General features: G+C 42.5%; 16 protein-coding genes. 2 read left to right on the top strand and 14 right to left on the bottom strand.

The genetic code is table 11. The annotated features are described in order from the left end of the window. Positions 1 to 288: 288 nt before the first annotated feature. The 10 genes from lptB to I3249_RS00540 form a co-directional block, all read right to left on the bottom strand. Entirely contained in the window at positions 289 to 1,068 is a 780-nt protein-coding gene (gene lptB, locus I3249_RS00585) for an LPS export ABC transporter ATP-binding protein (protein ID WP_102091772.1), read from the bottom strand. Positions 1,069 to 1,142: 74 nt separating this feature from the next. Further along, on the bottom strand, positions 1,143 to 1,631 hold the full coding sequence (gene lptA, locus I3249_RS00580; RefSeq protein WP_179799007.1) for a lipopolysaccharide transport periplasmic protein LptA: 489 nt from the start codon (positions 1,629 to 1,631) through the stop codon (positions 1,143 to 1,145). 158 nt (positions 1,632 to 1,789) lie between these two features. Continuing rightward, positions 1,790 to 2,374, bottom strand: a complete 585-nt coding sequence (gene lptC, locus I3249_RS00575) for an LPS export ABC transporter periplasmic protein LptC (RefSeq protein ID WP_057760443.1) — start codon at positions 2,372 to 2,374, stop codon at positions 1,790 to 1,792. Beyond that, complete coding sequence (locus tag I3249_RS00570; RefSeq protein ID WP_238068036.1) at positions 2,371 to 2,937, bottom strand: HAD hydrolase family protein; 567 nt, start codon at positions 2,935 to 2,937, stop codon at positions 2,371 to 2,373. The genes lptC and I3249_RS00570 overlap by 4 nt, the downstream gene beginning before the upstream one ends. A gap of 77 nt (positions 2,938 to 3,014) precedes the next feature. Continuing rightward, a complete protein-coding gene (locus I3249_RS00565) occupies positions 3,015 to 4,007 on the bottom strand; it encodes a KpsF/GutQ family sugar-phosphate isomerase (protein ID WP_101205038.1) in 993 nt (330 codons plus the stop codon). 218 nt (positions 4,008 to 4,225) lie between these two features. Further along, entirely contained in the window at positions 4,226 to 4,753 is a 528-nt protein-coding gene (hfq, locus tag I3249_RS00560) for an RNA chaperone Hfq (protein WP_238068035.1), read from the bottom strand. A 327-nt stretch (positions 4,754 to 5,080) separates the two neighbouring features. After that, on the bottom strand, positions 5,081 to 6,247 hold the full coding sequence (miaA, locus tag I3249_RS00555) for a tRNA (adenosine(37)-N6)-dimethylallyltransferase MiaA (RefSeq protein ID WP_238068034.1): 1,167 nt from the start codon (positions 6,245 to 6,247) through the stop codon (positions 5,081 to 5,083). Between the two features lie 82 nt (positions 6,248 to 6,329). Then, on the bottom strand, positions 6,330 to 8,117 hold the full coding sequence (mutL, locus tag I3249_RS00550) for a DNA mismatch repair endonuclease MutL (protein ID WP_238068033.1): 1,788 nt from the start codon (positions 8,115 to 8,117) through the stop codon (positions 6,330 to 6,332). A 53-nt stretch (positions 8,118 to 8,170) separates the two neighbouring features. Then, positions 8,171 to 8,701, bottom strand: coding sequence for a tRNA (adenosine(37)-N6)-threonylcarbamoyltransferase complex ATPase subunit type 1 TsaE (tsaE, locus tag I3249_RS00545; RefSeq protein WP_238068032.1), 531 nt, complete (start codon positions 8,699 to 8,701; stop codon positions 8,171 to 8,173). Further along, positions 8,701 to 9,321, bottom strand: a complete 621-nt coding sequence (locus tag I3249_RS00540; RefSeq protein ID WP_102091507.1) for a 6-carboxytetrahydropterin synthase — start codon at positions 9,319 to 9,321, stop codon at positions 8,701 to 8,703. The genes tsaE and I3249_RS00540 overlap by 1 nt, the downstream gene beginning before the upstream one ends. 351 nt (positions 9,322 to 9,672) lie before the next feature. Here I3249_RS00540 and I3249_RS13040 point away from each other — a divergent pair, with 351 nt between their 5' ends. Next, complete coding sequence (locus I3249_RS13040) at positions 9,673 to 9,795, top strand: hypothetical protein (RefSeq protein WP_021815223.1); 123 nt, start codon at positions 9,673 to 9,675, stop codon at positions 9,793 to 9,795. A 92-nt stretch (positions 9,796 to 9,887) separates the two neighbouring features. On the opposite strand, the gene I3249_RS00535 is transcribed toward I3249_RS13040, so the two are convergent. Then, positions 9,888 to 10,220: a YnfA family protein gene (locus I3249_RS00535; protein ID WP_102091506.1), complete on the bottom strand. Its 333-nt coding sequence runs from the start codon at positions 10,218 to 10,220 to the stop codon at positions 9,888 to 9,890. 221 nt (positions 10,221 to 10,441) lie between these two features. On the opposite strand from I3249_RS00535, the gene htpX reads away from it, so the two are divergent. After that, on the top strand, positions 10,442 to 11,350 hold the full coding sequence (gene htpX, locus I3249_RS00530) for a protease HtpX (protein WP_238068031.1): 909 nt from the start codon (positions 10,442 to 10,444) through the stop codon (positions 11,348 to 11,350). Positions 11,351 to 11,510: 160 nt separating this feature from the next. Here the strand turns inward: htpX and I3249_RS00525 are convergent, their stop codons facing one another. From I3249_RS00525 to I3249_RS00515, 3 genes are all read right to left on the bottom strand, one after another. Beyond that, positions 11,511 to 13,205 carry an alpha/beta hydrolase-fold protein gene (locus tag I3249_RS00525; RefSeq protein WP_101205046.1) on the bottom strand — a complete coding sequence of 565 codons (1,695 nt, stop codon included), beginning with the start codon at positions 13,203 to 13,205 and terminating at the stop codon, positions 11,511 to 11,513. Positions 13,206 to 13,451: 246 nt separating this feature from the next. Then, complete coding sequence (locus I3249_RS00520) at positions 13,452 to 14,726, bottom strand: saccharopine dehydrogenase family protein (protein WP_238068030.1); 1,275 nt, start codon at positions 14,724 to 14,726, stop codon at positions 13,452 to 13,454. 275 nt (positions 14,727 to 15,001) lie between these two features. Further along, positions 15,002 to 16,243 (bottom strand): carboxynorspermidine decarboxylase, encoded by a 1,242-nt coding sequence (locus I3249_RS00515; RefSeq protein WP_238068029.1) that lies wholly within the window; start codon positions 16,241 to 16,243, stop codon positions 15,002 to 15,004. Positions 16,244 to 16,318 lie beyond the last annotated feature (75 nt).

The raw sequence follows: 16,318 nt of genomic DNA, 5'->3' as shown, positions 1-16,318 counted from the left end.
TAGTTTTACAAGCTGTACTTGAAAGAGGATGATATTAATTGTAGAGATGTTAATTGTAGATATAAGTAGTAACTGGCTTACAGGCTCTATATAGAATAGTGTTAACCAGCTCTATTAGTTAATTAGAAAATATAAAGTTGTTAGTATAACTTTACGCAGCGTTTTGAAGGCAAAATGCAGAGGAAGTAAGGAAAACCTATGCCAGCACAACTCTACTTTAACGGCATCTTTTTGTTCTGAGTGCACTATATAAAATAGAGTATGAGATAAGCAACTTAACGCTCTCACTTATACTTGAAAGTCTTTACCTAGATAAACGGATTTCACTAAATCATTTTCTAACACTTCAGCCGAAGTGCCTTCTGCAATGATAGCGCCTTCTGATACGATATAAGCCTTTTCACAAATCGCCAATGTATCTCGAACATTATGATCGGTGATTAAAACGCCAATACCGCGATTTTTAAGCGTCAAAATAACGTCTTTGATATCACCGACAGAGATAGGATCTACCCCTGCAAAAGGCTCATCCAATAAGATAAACTTAGGATCAGCGGCCAATGCTCGCGCAATCTCACAGCGTCGACGCTCACCGCCTGATACGCTCATACCCTGAGACTTGCGCACATGTTCTAAATGGAACTCGCCAATCAACTTTTCAAGTTCTTGATGCTGTTCAGCTTTACTTAATTCTGTACGAGTCTGTAGGATAGCTAAGATATTATCTTCGATAGATAATTTACGAAAGATTGATGCCTCTTGTGGTAGATAGCCGATACCCGCACGCGCACGCTCGTGCATTGCGTATTTAGATAAATCCATTTTACCTAGCGTAACACGGCCCTTATCCATATTGACCAGTCCCACCACCATATAAAAGCTTGTCGTTTTACCAGCACCGTTAGGCCCCAACAATCCGACAACTTGACCCTGTTCTACAGAAAATGAAACGTCTTTGACCACCCAACGCTTTCCATAGCGCTTGCCTAGATTTTGCATAGTCAATCGAGCGACAGGCGCCGTATTAGTATTTGATGCCGATAGGTCTAGATTTTTATCATCGCTCATAACTTACTCTTACTTTCACAAAATTTAAGCATTGCTAAAGGCAGACTTATTTACTCATAGCCTGTTTATTTGGATTAACGTACGCCACTTTGGTTTGTACCATTGTTAGGCGGGAATACCAGTTCAACGCGCTGATTGCCGCCAGCAGTCGCTTCAACATCACCTGCTTTTAGGCTATAACGGATAACATTACCAGCGAAGCTTGCACCATTCTGAACCAGTTTTGCATTGCCAGTTAGCGTAATAATCCCAGACACTGCGTTGTAGTCAATCTTGTTAGCCTGCCCTTTTGCCAAGCCTTTTTCTTGTGTGACTACTTGCTGCATAGTCGCTGGACGGCCAGTTGCTACCGCTGAGTTAATGCTACGCTGCTGAGATAGATTGACCGTGATATTGTCGGCCGTCATCTTAAACGTACCTTGAGTAATAATGACATTACCTGCATAACTGGTCACGCCGGTACGCTCACTATAAGTGGCTTTATCCGCTAGCAATTTGATCTGCTGATTAGAATCTGATGGCAATGCATGACTATATAGCGGTAGCGCCAATAACATCACCATTGGCAGTGCGCGCAATTTGTGCAAGCAGAGTGATGATGCGCGTAAAGTAGGCAAAAATTTAAGTTTCATATAAATAACTCATTTCATAATAGGTGGTAGGATTTGCAAACTTTATGCTAGCTGCTGTTTTTTGACACAGTAAATAAGAAGTACTTCGATTAGAATAATGCTTTATCTTGGCGTTCAGATGGAGAAAAGGCAACAGCCACTTGGCCAAATTCGTACTCTCCTGTCTCAAGATTGGCAGTCATACTAGAGGCTTCAAATCGATTCATGCCTTGTTCGATTTTCACAGGCGCGTCACTGTATACTTTGCCTGATTTCGTATTACCTTTTAGCGTACTACCAGTTACTTTTATCGGTTCGATATCAGGAGTACTCTTATTGCCTTCGCTCACCAGTGTAAATCCACCTGATAAACTAAGCTCCCCTGTCTGTTGACTAATAGCTGCACTGCCCGCTTGAATACGATAGCGTTGCTCTGCAGATGGTTCCCAATTCATGGTAATGCCTGACATTTCATCCTGATTGGTCTCAGGATTATGCGTCAAAGACTCAGCGGTAAGCTCGTATTCGGTTTCACCTTGTTCATTGGTCTGTACAGCTTTGATATCAGTGGCTTCATAATCGACATCTGTCGTTTCAATATTGACTGGCGGCGTTACGTCGCCTTGCTGCTGAAAAAACCAACCCGCGATACCGGCAATAATTAAGGCTAATACAATTAAGACACGTGTATTCACGACTGTTTATCCTGAGTTTGCGCCTCATCAAGCGTGTAATGCGCGATAAAGTCTTGATAATGTCCATGACCTTTTAAGATAAGATCACATATCTCGCGCACTGCACCAGTACCGCCAGCACGAGTCGTTACCATGTCACTGCGCTTGATGACTTCAGCATGCGCGTTAGGGACGGTTGCCGCAAACCCTACTGTTTGAATCGCTTTAATATCTGGTAAATCATCGCCCATATAGGCACAATCGGCAGCAGTGATATTCAGGGCGGGATCTAGAGAAGATAGCAGCTCGTTTAGCGCAACAAGCTTATCATCACGGCCTTGCACCACATGGTTAACACCCATTTCTGCTGCTCGCTTATTCACCATCGCACTACTACGGCCGGTAATAATGGCTGTCAAAATACCGTAGCGTGCTAACGACTTAACACCCACACCATCCTGTACGGAGAACGCTTTGGTCTCAACACCATTGGCATCATAGATAATTTGACCATTGGATAAAATACCATCAACATCCATGACCAATAGTTTTACTTGTCCAGCTTTCTGTATCAAGTCCTGCATTATTTGTCTCTTTTTAATATTTATTTTCGAAGCGTTATTCTATATAGCTTAACTATTTCAACGGCAACTCACAAACCTTATTTGACCCCAGCTTGCAGCAAATCATGCACGGTAATAATAGCTTCTAAACGATCTTCATTATCAATGATCAATAACTGGCTAATACCACTTTCATTCATAACACTTAGCGCATCTGACGCACGCATCGTTTTACTAATATGGCGTGGATTGCTGACCATCACTTCATGCATTGGCGTTTGTAGATCGATGCCTTTTTCTAACCCTCGGCGTAAGTCACCATCTGTGAACACACCGACGACCTTATTGTTATCATCAGTCACTACGGTCATGCCCAATCGTCCGGCAGACATGGTAAACAAAGCTTGTTGCAATGGGGCCTGCTGATGAATCAAAGGCAAGTCTTCTGAATTGGTATGCATCAAATCTTCGACACGCGTCAATAGCTGACGACCCAAGGCACCAGCAGGATGCGATAATGCAAAATCTTCAGAAGTAAAATTACGTGCATGTACTAAAGCAACCGCTAACGCATCTCCGAGCGCTAAAGTAGCCGTCGTACTGGAGGTAGGCGCTAGATTAAGTGGACAAGCCTCCTGCGACTGACCAAGCGTTAATACAATGTCAGCTGCTCGTGGTAGCATACCGCGCTTATCACGACTGATACTGATAAGAGGGATATTTAGATGTTTAACAACTGGCAGTAGCATCTTGATTTCATCTGACTCACCTGAGTTTGAAATAGCAAGCAGCACATCACCTTTCACAAGCATCCCCAAATCACCATGCCCCGCTTCACCAGGATGCATAAAAAAAGCAGGCGTACCAGTTGAGGCAAAGGTCGCTGCAATCTTGCGTCCAATCAGCCCTGACTTACCCATGCCTGTAACTACCACTCGACCCTTACAAGTCAGGATGATGTCACATGCTTGGGCAAATCTGTCGTCAATCTGCTCTGTTAGTAGTGCTAACGCAGATATCTCTGTGTTAATGGCCTCGATAGCAGTGGTAATAAATTGCTCATGGGTTAAGTTGTTTTTGGTATCACTCATGAATCCGCTCTATTTTTATAATGAATCAATACGCTATTTTACTACACTATGTTTCATATTAGTAATAGTCTACAAAATCTACACTAATATAGTGCTTCATACTGAACAAAGAACTTGCTGCTGTCTATACAAAAAAAACCCACTATATCAGCAGGTTTTAAACAAATAAATCATGTCTTAATATTTTTTTAGACCACATGCTCGATTAATGCAGTGCTTTAGCTGTTGCTATCATTAGAACCATCGTTTGGCTTATCTTCGAAGCCTGTATTATCTGCTGTGGCATCAAAACCACGATCTTGACCGAAACCACCACGCTCAAACCCGCGCTCTTGACCTTGACCAAAGCCACCGCGTTCAAAGCCGCGATCCTGACCTTGGCTAAAACCACCACGATTGAATCCACTACGACTCGATGCAAAACCACGTTCTTCAAAGCCGCCAGCAGCAGGGTTGCTACCACGCTCAAAGCCACCGCCTTGATATCCAGTTGGTGCTGCACTCTGAGGCTGAGCACTTGTACCTGTCGTCGTACTACTACGCGGGTTACGTGCTGGTACAACTGTTGAAATGGCATGTTTATATACCATTTGGCTCACTGTGTTTTTCAGGAGAACAACATATTGATCAAATGATTCAATTTGGCCTTGTAATTTAATACCATTTACCAAAAAAATAGAGACAGGAATGCGATCTTTGCGCAGCGAGTTCAAGAACGGATCTTGTAAAGTTTGTCCTTTTGACATGAAATCTCTCCTAAATATTATATAGTTATGTTTTGAGTGCCAATTATTTTAAGTGTTAATTTAATTATAATGGCTAAAAGGTAGATACAATAAGGTGTTTTCTTTATAAAACGTATCTAAATAAATATTCATTGCTCTTAAGTGATTCCACTTTATCGCGAATACGTTATTATTGTAAATAATTAAGTAACTAGTTGTTTCGTTAATACTTTCTGTCTACAAAAGTTCATAAACCAGACATCATAACAATGCTCAACGCGTTGAGCCAAATTATAACAGCTATCTATGCCAATTTTTGAAACTAATTGTGTTGGCTATCATTGCACTTTAAGACAAGTACTCTCGTGCTTCGGCCATGGTTTCAAACGTTTGTAATATCATACGACTGCTAGCATCAGCCCCGCTCTCAGAGTCTGCTATCCCACTTGATGATGCACTGGGCAGTTGCATTACCTTTCTCAGCCACGTGTACTGACGTTTTGCTAGCTGTCTTGTAGCATATAATGCCTTATTTTGCATTTCCTGACAAGCAAGCGCCTCGGTCTCTTGGTTAGCCATGTTTGGTTGAGCAGCTGACTGAGCAACATTATCTGAAATTTCTTTTTCTTCCTTGACAGCTATATGCTTTTCAAAAGCTTCATAAAATTGATTTTTATCCAGATGAGTCTCATCAAATATCGGATGATCAATGTGCACCAAGTATTCTAGTACTTGCCTGTAACCCACACAGCGCATCGAAGGCATATTAGGCGTGAGCGGATACTTTTTTAGTAAGTCTATGACTTCAGCCACTAGCCCTTCATTCCACATGATATCTAGGCGTTGTTCGATACGATTATGTAGCCATGAACGATCTGGCATTACCGATAGCGCGTGCCACTGCTGCTCTGGGTTGTGGGCTAGGGCTTGCTTTGGCTTGCGCTGCCAGTCACTTATTGGAATATTTGTCTGTAGATAAACTTCAACTGCTCGCGTGATACGCTGAGTATCAGTAGCATTCAAACGCGCATGGCTTATAGGATCTATACTCCCCAAATAATCATATAGAGCGCTAATACCTTCCTCTTGACGCCACTTCTCTACTCGCGCGCGTACGCTGTCATCGCTATCGGGCACAGGAGACAACCCATCGAGTAGCGCCATGTAATACATCATGGTGCCGCCTACTAATAATGGTATCTTGCCATTTCTATGACATTCGTCAATGAGACGAGCAACATCACTGACAAACTCAGCCACGCTATAGCTTTGCATAGGATCAATGATATCGACCAAATGATGTGGATAACGCGCCAGCTCAGCCGCTGTTGGCTTGGCTGTGCCAATGTTCATGTCACGATATATCAGCGCTGAGTCCACAGAAATTAATTCAAAACGGCCAGTATCGTATAGCTCATACGCCAGTGACGTTTTGCCACTAGCGGTTGGTGCCATAAGACAAACCACGCTGTTATCCGTCAGTTTGTGAGGTAGGCTATCAGACGAATGTTGCATAAAGTGGCCTTTCATAATATATGGATAACTCAGATATCAACTGGTTTAATTGCTTTAAGATGTTGTAATTATTTTCAGATACTCAGAATAGCATTAGCTTTACTAAGTGGTGGCTATCTATCGCTTTAATAGCATTGTTCATAATTATTTCAGTAAGATCATTCACAAAAACCATTGAATCTTGCGCAGACATTTGCGTATTGACCATTATAAGTTGCTGATTAATCTCAGTAGCACTGTTTGGCAATCTATCTTTTTTGAATACTTGCTGACTAGAGGTAAGTGACTCAAATAACTGGCTTACTTTAAGCTGCCAATCTTTAGCACTTATCAGTACACACTGCCCTTGGTGATAAAATAATAGCCAAGGTAGCTTTTTATCATCTGTGTTTAAGTCCATGTCAACAGCTTCTACATCGTTAATGATATCTAAGCAAATTGGTAAAGATGCAGAGGTAGCTGCTCCATCAGAATAATGTGAAGTGCTGTGGTTACTATTGTTACTTTGGTCTGATCGTTCATTGATATAAGATCGCGCTGACTCTTGCAATGAAGGATTATATGAAAGTGATTGGTTTGCAGTAGACTGATAAGACTGTCTAGTAGATTCTACTCGATTATTCTGCCTTTGGTTATTGCTAGACTGACTACTTGAGATGGGCATTTCAGACGAACGACTTTCAGAAGCATCTACGTTTGATAATTCCGCAGATATATATTGGCTATCAGCGTCTGTCATCGCTACGGACGCAGATGCAGACTCAGATCCAAACTTAGCTACATCAATCGTTTTCAACTGCGTACGAACTGTATGGCCTAAGTGCGCCATAATATTATTCAATGGACTTATTTTGATACGTTGTTTAGATGGGTGTACATTGATATTTAACCATTGGGTTGGTAAATCAAAGTACAGTGCATACCCCATACCTGCTAGCTGCGCACCTTGTGCCAGTTGACGTATTTGATTGCTAATCAATGCTTCTTTTACCAGTCTGCCATTTACATAAATCAGCTTGGGTACATCAGTTTTTTCATGATGTAGCGGCCATAACCAACCACTAATCGCTGCCTGATTAACATTGTTATCATCGTATTCTACAGACGAATGCACCAGACTCGATAAGTCTATCGATATTGCTAATGCATTATCTGTCAACGCCATACCAGTCGCTTGTTCCAACCGCGGCAGTGGCAAGCGACTGGTATTATTGTCATTATTACCACTAATACTCGTAGCACTTGCAGATAATGATAGACGCTGTTTATTGTCATGAAAAAGTGTCAAAGCAACATCGGCACGCGCCAGTGCGACTTCACGGACAATGGTTTCGATATGACCGAATTCAGTAGCAATAGATTTTAGGTTGCCACGGCGGGCAGGCACGTTAAAATACAAATCTTTTACGACAATCGTGGTACCACGGTTATGGACAACTGGTAACAGTTTCGGTGTGTCATCTAATACGCCAGCGACCTGTAATTGACGACCGATACCGCTCTCATCATGACTACTGATTAAGGTCAAACGCGAGACAGCAGCCATCGCCGCTAACGCTTCACCGCGAAAACCCAACGTCGTAATACCATGCAGATTAGCAACGTCAGCAACCTTACTGGTCGCATGACGAGTAATGGCCATGACCATGTCATCAGGATGAATACCGACCCCATTATCAACCACTTCAATCAAGCCCATACCGCCTTGAGTGATGCGCACCTCAATACTGGTCGCACCTGCATCGATGGCATTTTCCAGCAGCTCTTTGACTACCGCTGCTGGACGCGTCACCACCTCACCTGCTGCTAATTGATTGATTAGCAACGGCGATAGTTTTTTGATGCGGGTATTAGGATGATTATCTGGCATGGATAGATGTCATATTCTTGGAAGGTAGCGATTGGTGTAATTCAGATATTCATTTAGATGGTAAGTTGCGATAGATCCAAGCCCTGCGCTTGACCTGCCTTTGACACTCTCAAATGCACTTGGCGAGCTTCAGTGTCGTTATCATCGCTTACACTTTGGGTCATATCGATGAATAACGTAGGCGGTGGAAGATAGCTATCAGCTCGGCTAGCCCATTCGATAATGACCAATGCTTCAGGCTCATCAAGATACTCATCAAACCCAATAAAAGACAGCTCTTCTGGATCTTGCAGACGATATAAATCTGCATGATAAACCGGCTTGATCGAACCATCCTTTCGCTGAATACTGTAGGGCTCAACCAAGGTATAGGTTGGGCTTTTCACCGCACCTGTATGACCAAGCGCTTGTAACCAATAACGCGTTAGTGTCGTTTTACCAGCGCCCAAGTCACCTGCCAGCCACACGCTACCTGTCAGTGACAAGGTCGCTAATTGCTCAGCCAATGCTTGAGTATCTTGCTCAGAGTTTAATATCAGAGTCTTTAGGTATTTGCTATTTTCTATAGATTGACCATCACACATCAGACTGAACCTGCTTGTACTTGCTCTGTCTGAACCTGCATGGTCACGGTTGGATTGGTAAAGCTTTCACCGCGAATCAGCTTGGCATACAGCTCAGAGTCAGTCCACTCAGCACGAACCTGCTCACTGAATTCAAAATCTTCTAGAACTAGTTTACCCATTTGATCGTTTGCAACATCATCAGCAAAACACTGCGCATACCCTGTCGCCGTCTCATGGGCAATCACTGAGTACACGCTGACATCTGCTTCACCATTTTGCATTTGTGTCTGACGTAGTATTTCTTGTGCCCAAAAGAATATCACTCGTGAAAACTGCTCTGCCGATGGCGAAACTGGTAGGCTGATCCAACGTGCGCTAAATTTCTTACACGCTGCGACATACTCAGGATCATCTTTGTTCCAAAAGCAAATGGCATGATCAAAGCTATCGATAATGTCTTTGATAGAAGATTTTAGTAGGCCAAAGTCATAAACCATTTGCCCATGGTCTAAACGAGTGGCCTCAAGGATCAGCTCAATCTGATAGCTGTGACCATGAATCGAATGCTTACAACGCTCAGAACTACAATTACGAACGATGTGAGCATTTTCAAATTTGAACAGTTTACGAATACGCATAATAATTTGACCAAAACAGTAAGCACTATGGTGCTAAATGTTAATAAATAAGAGTTTGCCGCGTTTATGAATCGGTTTATGGCTCATTATAGCAAATCGCCATGTATCCGTAAGTAAGCACTTATTAATATAATGATTGATTGAACGAATCAATTGGTAAACTAGGACTAACCGTAAACATAAAGAATTTGAACGATAATTGAATCGTAGAGGAATTGTGCGAGCGCTATCTATTACTAAAGCTTAAGCCTATACTCTATTAAGTAAACAGCTATGTTAGCTGTATTCACACTGTCTTGAATTCGCTTAACTTTGCGTAATGAGTAGTGTGCTGTAAAAAAGGAAACGATGATGAGCAAAGGTCAAGATAGTAAGAAGAACGTTAAGAAAAAGCCCCTTTTGACTGCTAAAGAGAAGAAAGCTGCCAAACAAGCCAAGAAAGACGACAACGGTAGCATCCTAGGCAAACATTAATAATCAATACATCAATATGCTAATCTGACGTAACCGTTCGATTGGTATTTTTTTTGGTTCGTCATTGGCCTTTAGCTAAGCACTGTCTTTAATTAAGCTCCGCGCGGAGCAAACATAATAATCGCCATTCCCAGCAACGCCACTATCGAACCCACTATGTCCCACATGGTTGGTCGTATACCATTGACCGTCCACAACCATAAAATCGCCATACATATATAAACGCCACCATATGCAGCATAGACCCTGCCCGCAGCAGTTGGGTGTAATGACAGCAGCCAAACAAACGCGACCAAACTCAGCGCACCAGGTATCAGTAGCCAGATTGACTTGCCTTCTCGCAGCCACAGATAAGGCAGATAACATCCTGCAATCTCAGCCAATGCAGTAAGCGCAAATAACCCAACCGTCTTTAATTCTGTCAAAACTTACCACTCCTCATCTACTACTTTTCTAATCTGCTAAAACCAGCCAGGTATTGTACGGCATTCCCCAAAATAATCATCCCATCTCTGTCACCACCTATAAAAAGCTATTTTTTCTAACATTACAGTCAAAATCACAGTAAAATCTATCATAACAAACAAACCTCTTAGATAACCGTCTATCGAGGCCATACCGACATTGTAAATAGGAAGTTAGCATCATGATGCGTATTGGATTATTTTTATTAACCAACTTAGCAGTGATTGTGGTATTTAGCATTGTGTTTGGTATTTTATCGAGGTTTTTTGGGATTGGCGGCGTGCACAGCGCAGGTGGTCTTAACTACATTAGCCTTGCCGTTATGTGTGGCATCTACGGTATGGTTGGCTCGATGGTGTCGCTATTTATATCGAAGTGGATGGCTAAAAGATCCACTGGTACAGTAGTCATAGAATCACCACGCACCGCTACTGAGCAATGGTTAGTTGATACAGTCGCCAAACAAGCGCGAGCCGTAAATATCGGTATGCCTGAGGTTGGTATTTTTAATAATTCGCAGCCAAATGCTTTTGCGACTGGCTGGAATAAAAATAAAGCCCTAGTAGCGGTTTCGTCTGGTCTACTACAAAATATGAATCAAGATGAAGTCGAAGCGGTACTGGCGCATGAGATTGGCCATGTGGCTAACGGTGATATGGTAACCCTTGCCCTCATTCAAGGCGTAGTCAATGCGTTTGTAATGTTCTTTGCACGCATTGTCGGCAGTTTCGTTGACCGTACTGTGTTCAAAAACACCAGTGATCGCCCAGGTATTGGGTACTTTATCACTAGTATTGTAATGGATATCTTACTTGGGTTTTTGGCGTCTGCCATCGTGATGTGGTTCTCACGCTTACGTGAATTCCGTGCGGATCAAATGGGCGCAAAATTGGCCAGCCGCGAAAAAATGATCAGTGCGCTTGATGCGTTGCGTCCCTCTGCACAGCGTCCTGACCAAATGCCTGAGAGCATGAAAGCGTTTGCAATCTCGTCTGGGCAAACTCAAGGCTTTAGTATTGCAAACCTATTCCGCTCACACCCCACTCTTGATGACCGTATTGCGGCGTTGAGAAATTATAATCCTAATTAATGACAATCGATTTAAAACCAACTTGCTACTTGTTAGCAGGTTGGTTTTAAAAAAATACTTTATATAGAAAATTAGAAGTTAGAGTATGAATACTCAGTCACTATCATTTTATTTAGTAGTAAAAGGCTAAACATTAGCGCTAGTTTAAATAAAAGAGATATTACTTCTTTTCCTTAGACGGAAAAAGCGATACCAAACCATCTCCTATGATTCCTCGCCAAGCAAAGTAATCATGTCCTGCAGCATACTCTTGATAATGTGTATCGTACCTTTTTGCCAATAAAACGTCTCGCAGATGACGATTGGTTCCCAATATACCGTTGCTACCACTTTTACCACGAGCCGTTTCAAACACGCCTGCGCTCAAAAAGAAACGAACGGGTGCCTTATCCATTTTTATTACCTCAGACGCTACGAAGTGTTTATCTTCTGCTGTCTGATCTTTTGGATGCCACCAGTAAGACCCAGACATAGAGATAACATTGCCAAATATGTCGGGGTGACGTAGTGCGATAGTCGTCGCTGCTAAACCGCCATAACTTGACCCTGCAATGACCGTTCTATCCGTTGGTATCGCTACTGGCAATCGTTTATTTATTTGTGGTACTAACTCATTGGCCAATACATCTGCAAACATTGGGTTGGCAGGTAATTCACGTGCACGGGCATCATTATCAGGATTGCTAATAAACACCGCTGTCACTGGTGGAACCTTACCTTCTGCAATCAAATTATCTAAAATCGTGGGCAATCCAACCGTATCAATATAGGCTTCCGCATCAAAGATATATAACAGCACCGCATCATCTTTACTATTCTCCTTGTTGTTATTAACAGTTGGGGAGTAAATGGTGATATCGCGAGTATTGTCCAATGTACTATTGGTAAATTTAAAGGTAGACAACTCTCCTTTGGGAACCTCTGCCTGTCTTTTTATCCAACGCCTATTTGGTGCGTCTTTTAACGTAATAGTAGATTTGGTTGTGTACTTATCAGTGGCTGAACGTGGCCATGAATGGTGATTATAAGGATCGGCTTGAGCCACGGCTTTTATGGCGACTCTACGAGCAAACTCAGACAGAGGTGGCTCAGGGGTATTGGGAGCAATCTGATAGGATAAGTGCGTGTTGTTTGGCACAATAAAGCTTTTGTACCATGTATCAGAGTCTACCAATCGTTGCAATGCATCATGATTGGTGGACGGGCCACCCATTAACTTGACATTGCGATAGTCTCCTCGCGCTAAAAACGTCATCACAGTGCCCAAAGCTGTGTCTTCAATCAGCGGTGTACCTAATACTTCCACTTCCGCCCAAAAGCGATCTGTACTCTGCCCTTTCTGCAATGACTCAAGTAATGCCGATACTCTGGGGCTGAGTAACGTGTCAGAACTGTCTAGAGAATTTCCTAAAGAACCTTTTAAATCTTGCTCTGCTAAACTAACACGTTGTTCGAGCACTATCTGATAAGCACCTGAGCCAGACAGTCGCCAGGTCTCTGCACAGTTTTCGGCTACTGAATAGAAGTGTTGTTTGCCACTTTTATTATCAATCAAACGGCGCGATACTTTTCCTGTGGCATCGATAACATCTAGCGTCATCATACTTCTATCACTCTCAACATATCCGGTTAGATAATCGCCTGTATCGCAAGGAACGCTAAAATCTAATGACTTATGCTGTGGCTTGATATCAGCGTTTTCCCTGTTGGAATGATTTAAATCGCCTTTCAAGGGACTTTCAATCGTTAGCATCGTTGCCTCCGAACCAAATGCAGGAAATGACGCCGAATATAATAAAAAGGTAAAGCCTGCTATGGCCCATTTCTTCTTAGGAAGAAATCGTATGTATCTCATTCACTACTCCCTCATTTATTCACTGACAAACATCTAATTTCTACCTTTACAGAATGTCTAGCGAATGATACAAAAGTGAAATACTACCTTATTTTTAATATAGATGATATTGAAAATCATTATCGTTTGATAATTTATTCTGTATAATTAAATAGACAATGACAATTTATTTTTCCTTTATAAAATAAAAAACCCACCTGACTCAATTAAAGTCAGATGGGCTTTTAGAATAGATATAATGACTAACTAAATATCAAACTCAAGCGCTCTGTCACCTTCGCTATCTTTGATACGCGTTGGCAAACCAATCTTATTTAGTAGATTGATAAATGGCTTGGCATCTAGCTCTTCGACATTGACCATTTTTCCTGCATCCCATTCGCCAGTTGCGACCAGTATCGCAGCAGCAACAGGTGGCACGCCTGCGGTATACGATATACCTTGGCTACCCACTTCATTGTAAGCATCTTTATGATCTGAGACATTGTAGATAAATACTTCAGTCTCAACGCCATTGATTTTGCCTTTGACTTTATCACCAATGCAGGTCTTGCCTGTATAGTTCGGTGCAAGCGAGCTTGGATCTGGCAGTACCGCTTTAACGACTTTTAGTGGCACAACTTCTTGGCCTTCAGCAGTCATCACTGGCTGCTCAGATAGCAATCCTAAGCTCTGTAGGACAGTGAAGACATTGATGTAATGCTCACCAAAGCCCATCCAAAAGCGAATGTTTGGTACATCTAAGTTAGCTGACAATGAATGCACTTCATCATGACCGCTTAGATAGCTGTTTTGCACACCTACAACTGGCAAGTCGTCCGTACGTTTAACTTCAAACATTTTGTTAGACTGCCACTTGCTGTCTTGCCAAGAGTAAACCGTACCGGTGAACTCACGGAAGTTAATCTCTGGGTCAAAGTTGGTCGCAAAGTATTTGCCATGGCTGCCCGCATTGATATCAATGATATCGATATCCGTCACAGATCCTGCATCCATCATGTCATAGCCAAGACGCGCGTAGGCGTTGACCATACCAGGATCAAACCCTGCACCTAAAATGGCCGTAACATTGTTGTCTGCACAGCGCTCTTTACGTTGCCACTCATAGTTGTTGTACCACGGCGGTATCTCACAAATCTTACGTGGGTCTTCATGAATAGCCGTATCTATGTAGGCAGTACCTGTCTCAATGCAGGCTTCTAGTACGGTCATATTGATAAATGCCGAACCAACATTGATGACTATTTGTATTCCGGTGTCTTGTATCAGCTGCACGAGTGCTTGGCTGTCCATCGCATCGACTTGATGCGTATGCAAGACCGCAGCCTGCTTAAAGCTGTCTTTTTCTTTTACACTTTGGGCGATGGCATCGCATTTGTCTTTGGTACGTGAGGCGATATGAATCTCGCCAAGTACATCATTGTGCATCGCACATTTATGCGCGACTACTTGAGCGACACCGCCTGCTCCGATGATCAGTACGTCTTTTTTGTTGGGCTTAGCTTGTTGGTTTGTGTTCAATGAACAATCCTCCTTTGTGTCCCTGTCGATACCATTGATAGCGGCTATGCAAAACAGAAACGAGTGAATGATATGCGTGAATTAAAAAGGAAGACCGAGGAAAACCCACGCACCCGTCGGGCAAATAATACTCCATTATTTGCCCGACGCGATTATAACAATTTTTATTCCCTTATCGCTAAAAAATAATGTATCAATAGCAGATACCTTAAAATTACCCATTATTAAGACTAAGCCTTTGTTTTCTAATGTAGAAAAGTCTTGAAAGTATCCCGTTAAGACAAGCTGGCTTTATAATCTTGATAATCAAACTCACGCTGGATATCGATACTGCCATCCAAACGGTGGATGACTATCGCTGGCATGTTGACACCGTTGAACCAGTTTTTCTTGACCATCGTATAGCCGGCAGCATTGCCAAAGGCAATCTTATCACCTATCTGAAGATTATTCGGTAACGCATACTCACCAAAGATATCACCTGCCAAACAAGAACGACCATAGATAATGGTATGGTCTGCTGACTCAGCATTCGCCTCAGACGGTGCAGCTTCTGCAGGATTGCCAATAGGCGCAATATCGGCAGCTGTATGGTTAATCGCAGCAATCGGTGCTGACTCACGATAGATAAGCAAGTCGAGCATATGTGCTTCAATCGAAGCATCAACGACGGCTAGGTTTTTTTCGTTATGCATGGTATCTAGCACAGTAGTCACCAACGTGCCCGCACCGTGAATACTGGCTTCACCTGGCTCAAGATACACTTGCACGCCATAGGTTTCGCTAAAGGCTTTCAAACGTGCAGCTAGCTTCTCTAATGGATAATCAGGCGCGATAAAGTGGATACCACCGCCCAAGCTCACCCATTCAAGCTGCGCTAAGATATCACCAAATCTTTCTTCGATATCAGCCAAGCTTTCGCTAAAGGCTTCAAAACTGTCATTTTCACAATTGTTATGAATCATGACGCCAGTGATATCGCCAAGTACTGCTGCGATTTTATCTTTATCATGCTCACCAAGACGGCTAAATGGACGCGCAGGATCAGCAATCAAAAACGATGAGTTGCTGGTCTTAGGGTTGAGTCGTAGACCTACAGGTATATTTTGCGCGGCGGCTTGCGCTTTAAAAGCGTTGAGCTGTGAGATTGAGTTAAAGATTATTTTATCCGCATAGTTCAGTACTTCAGGGATTTCATCTGCACTATAGGCGACGCTATAAGCATGCGTTTCTTTTTTATCGCTGCTACTGGCATCATCGTTATTACCAAAGGTTTCATAGCCCAATCTCACTTCATTAAGTGAAGACGAAGTCGTGCCATGCAGATAAGGCTGCATCACATCAAAAACACCCCATGTGGCAAAGCATTTTAGTGCCAATAATGCTTTTGCACCAGACAGCTCACATAGCCTAGCGATGATTTTCATATTAGCGACGATGGCCGCTTCATCAAGCACGTAGTAAGGCGTTGGTGGCAATGTCGCGTTGATAGAATTCTCTAGATTTTTTGCATTCATAATAGATTACCTAATAGACACTCTGCTGTTGGTATCTTGACAGACAGATATAAATATTTGCGCTATAGTAGACTA

Source organism: Psychrobacter sp. Ps1 (assembly GCF_022129425.1).
Taxonomy (GTDB): Bacteria; Pseudomonadota; Gammaproteobacteria; order Pseudomonadales; family Moraxellaceae; genus Psychrobacter.
This window is presented reverse-complemented; position numbering and strand designations above follow the sequence as displayed.

Excerpts from the sequence above, each read along its gene's own strand:
- lptB (WP_102091772.1), bottom strand. The coding sequence starts at position 1,068 with ATGAGCGATGATAAAAATCTAGACCTATCGGCATCAAATACTAATACG.
- lptA (WP_179799007.1), bottom strand. The coding sequence starts at position 1,631 with ATGGTGATGTTATTGGCGCTACCGCTATATAGTCATGCATTGCCATCA.
- I3249_RS00570 (WP_238068036.1), bottom strand. The coding sequence starts at position 2,937 with ATGCAGGACTTGATACAGAAAGCTGGACAAGTAAAACTATTGGTCATG.
- I3249_RS00565 (WP_101205038.1), bottom strand. The coding sequence starts at position 4,007 with ATGAGTGATACCAAAAACAACTTAACCCATGAGCAATTTATTACCACT.
- hfq (WP_238068035.1), bottom strand. The coding sequence starts at position 4,753 with ATGTCAAAAGGACAAACTTTACAAGATCCGTTCTTGAACTCGCTGCGC.
- miaA (WP_238068034.1), bottom strand. The coding sequence starts at position 6,247 with ATGCAACATTCGTCTGATAGCCTACCTCACAAACTGACGGATAACAGC.
- mutL (WP_238068033.1), bottom strand. The coding sequence starts at position 8,117 with ATGCCAGATAATCATCCTAATACCCGCATCAAAAAACTATCGCCGTTG.
- tsaE (WP_238068032.1), bottom strand. The coding sequence starts at position 8,701 with ATGTGTGATGGTCAATCTATAGAAAATAGCAAATACCTAAAGACTCTG.
- I3249_RS00540 (WP_102091507.1), bottom strand. The coding sequence starts at position 9,321 with ATGCGTATTCGTAAACTGTTCAAATTTGAAAATGCTCACATCGTTCGT.
- I3249_RS13040 (WP_021815223.1), top strand. The coding sequence starts at position 9,673 with ATGAGCAAAGGTCAAGATAGTAAGAAGAACGTTAAGAAAAAGCCCCTT.
- htpX (WP_238068031.1), top strand. The coding sequence starts at position 10,442 with ATGATGCGTATTGGATTATTTTTATTAACCAACTTAGCAGTGATTGTG.
- I3249_RS00525 (WP_101205046.1), bottom strand. The coding sequence starts at position 13,205 with ATGAGATACATACGATTTCTTCCTAAGAAGAAATGGGCCATAGCAGGC.
- I3249_RS00515 (WP_238068029.1), bottom strand. The coding sequence starts at position 16,243 with ATGAATGCAAAAAATCTAGAGAATTCTATCAACGCGACATTGCCACCA.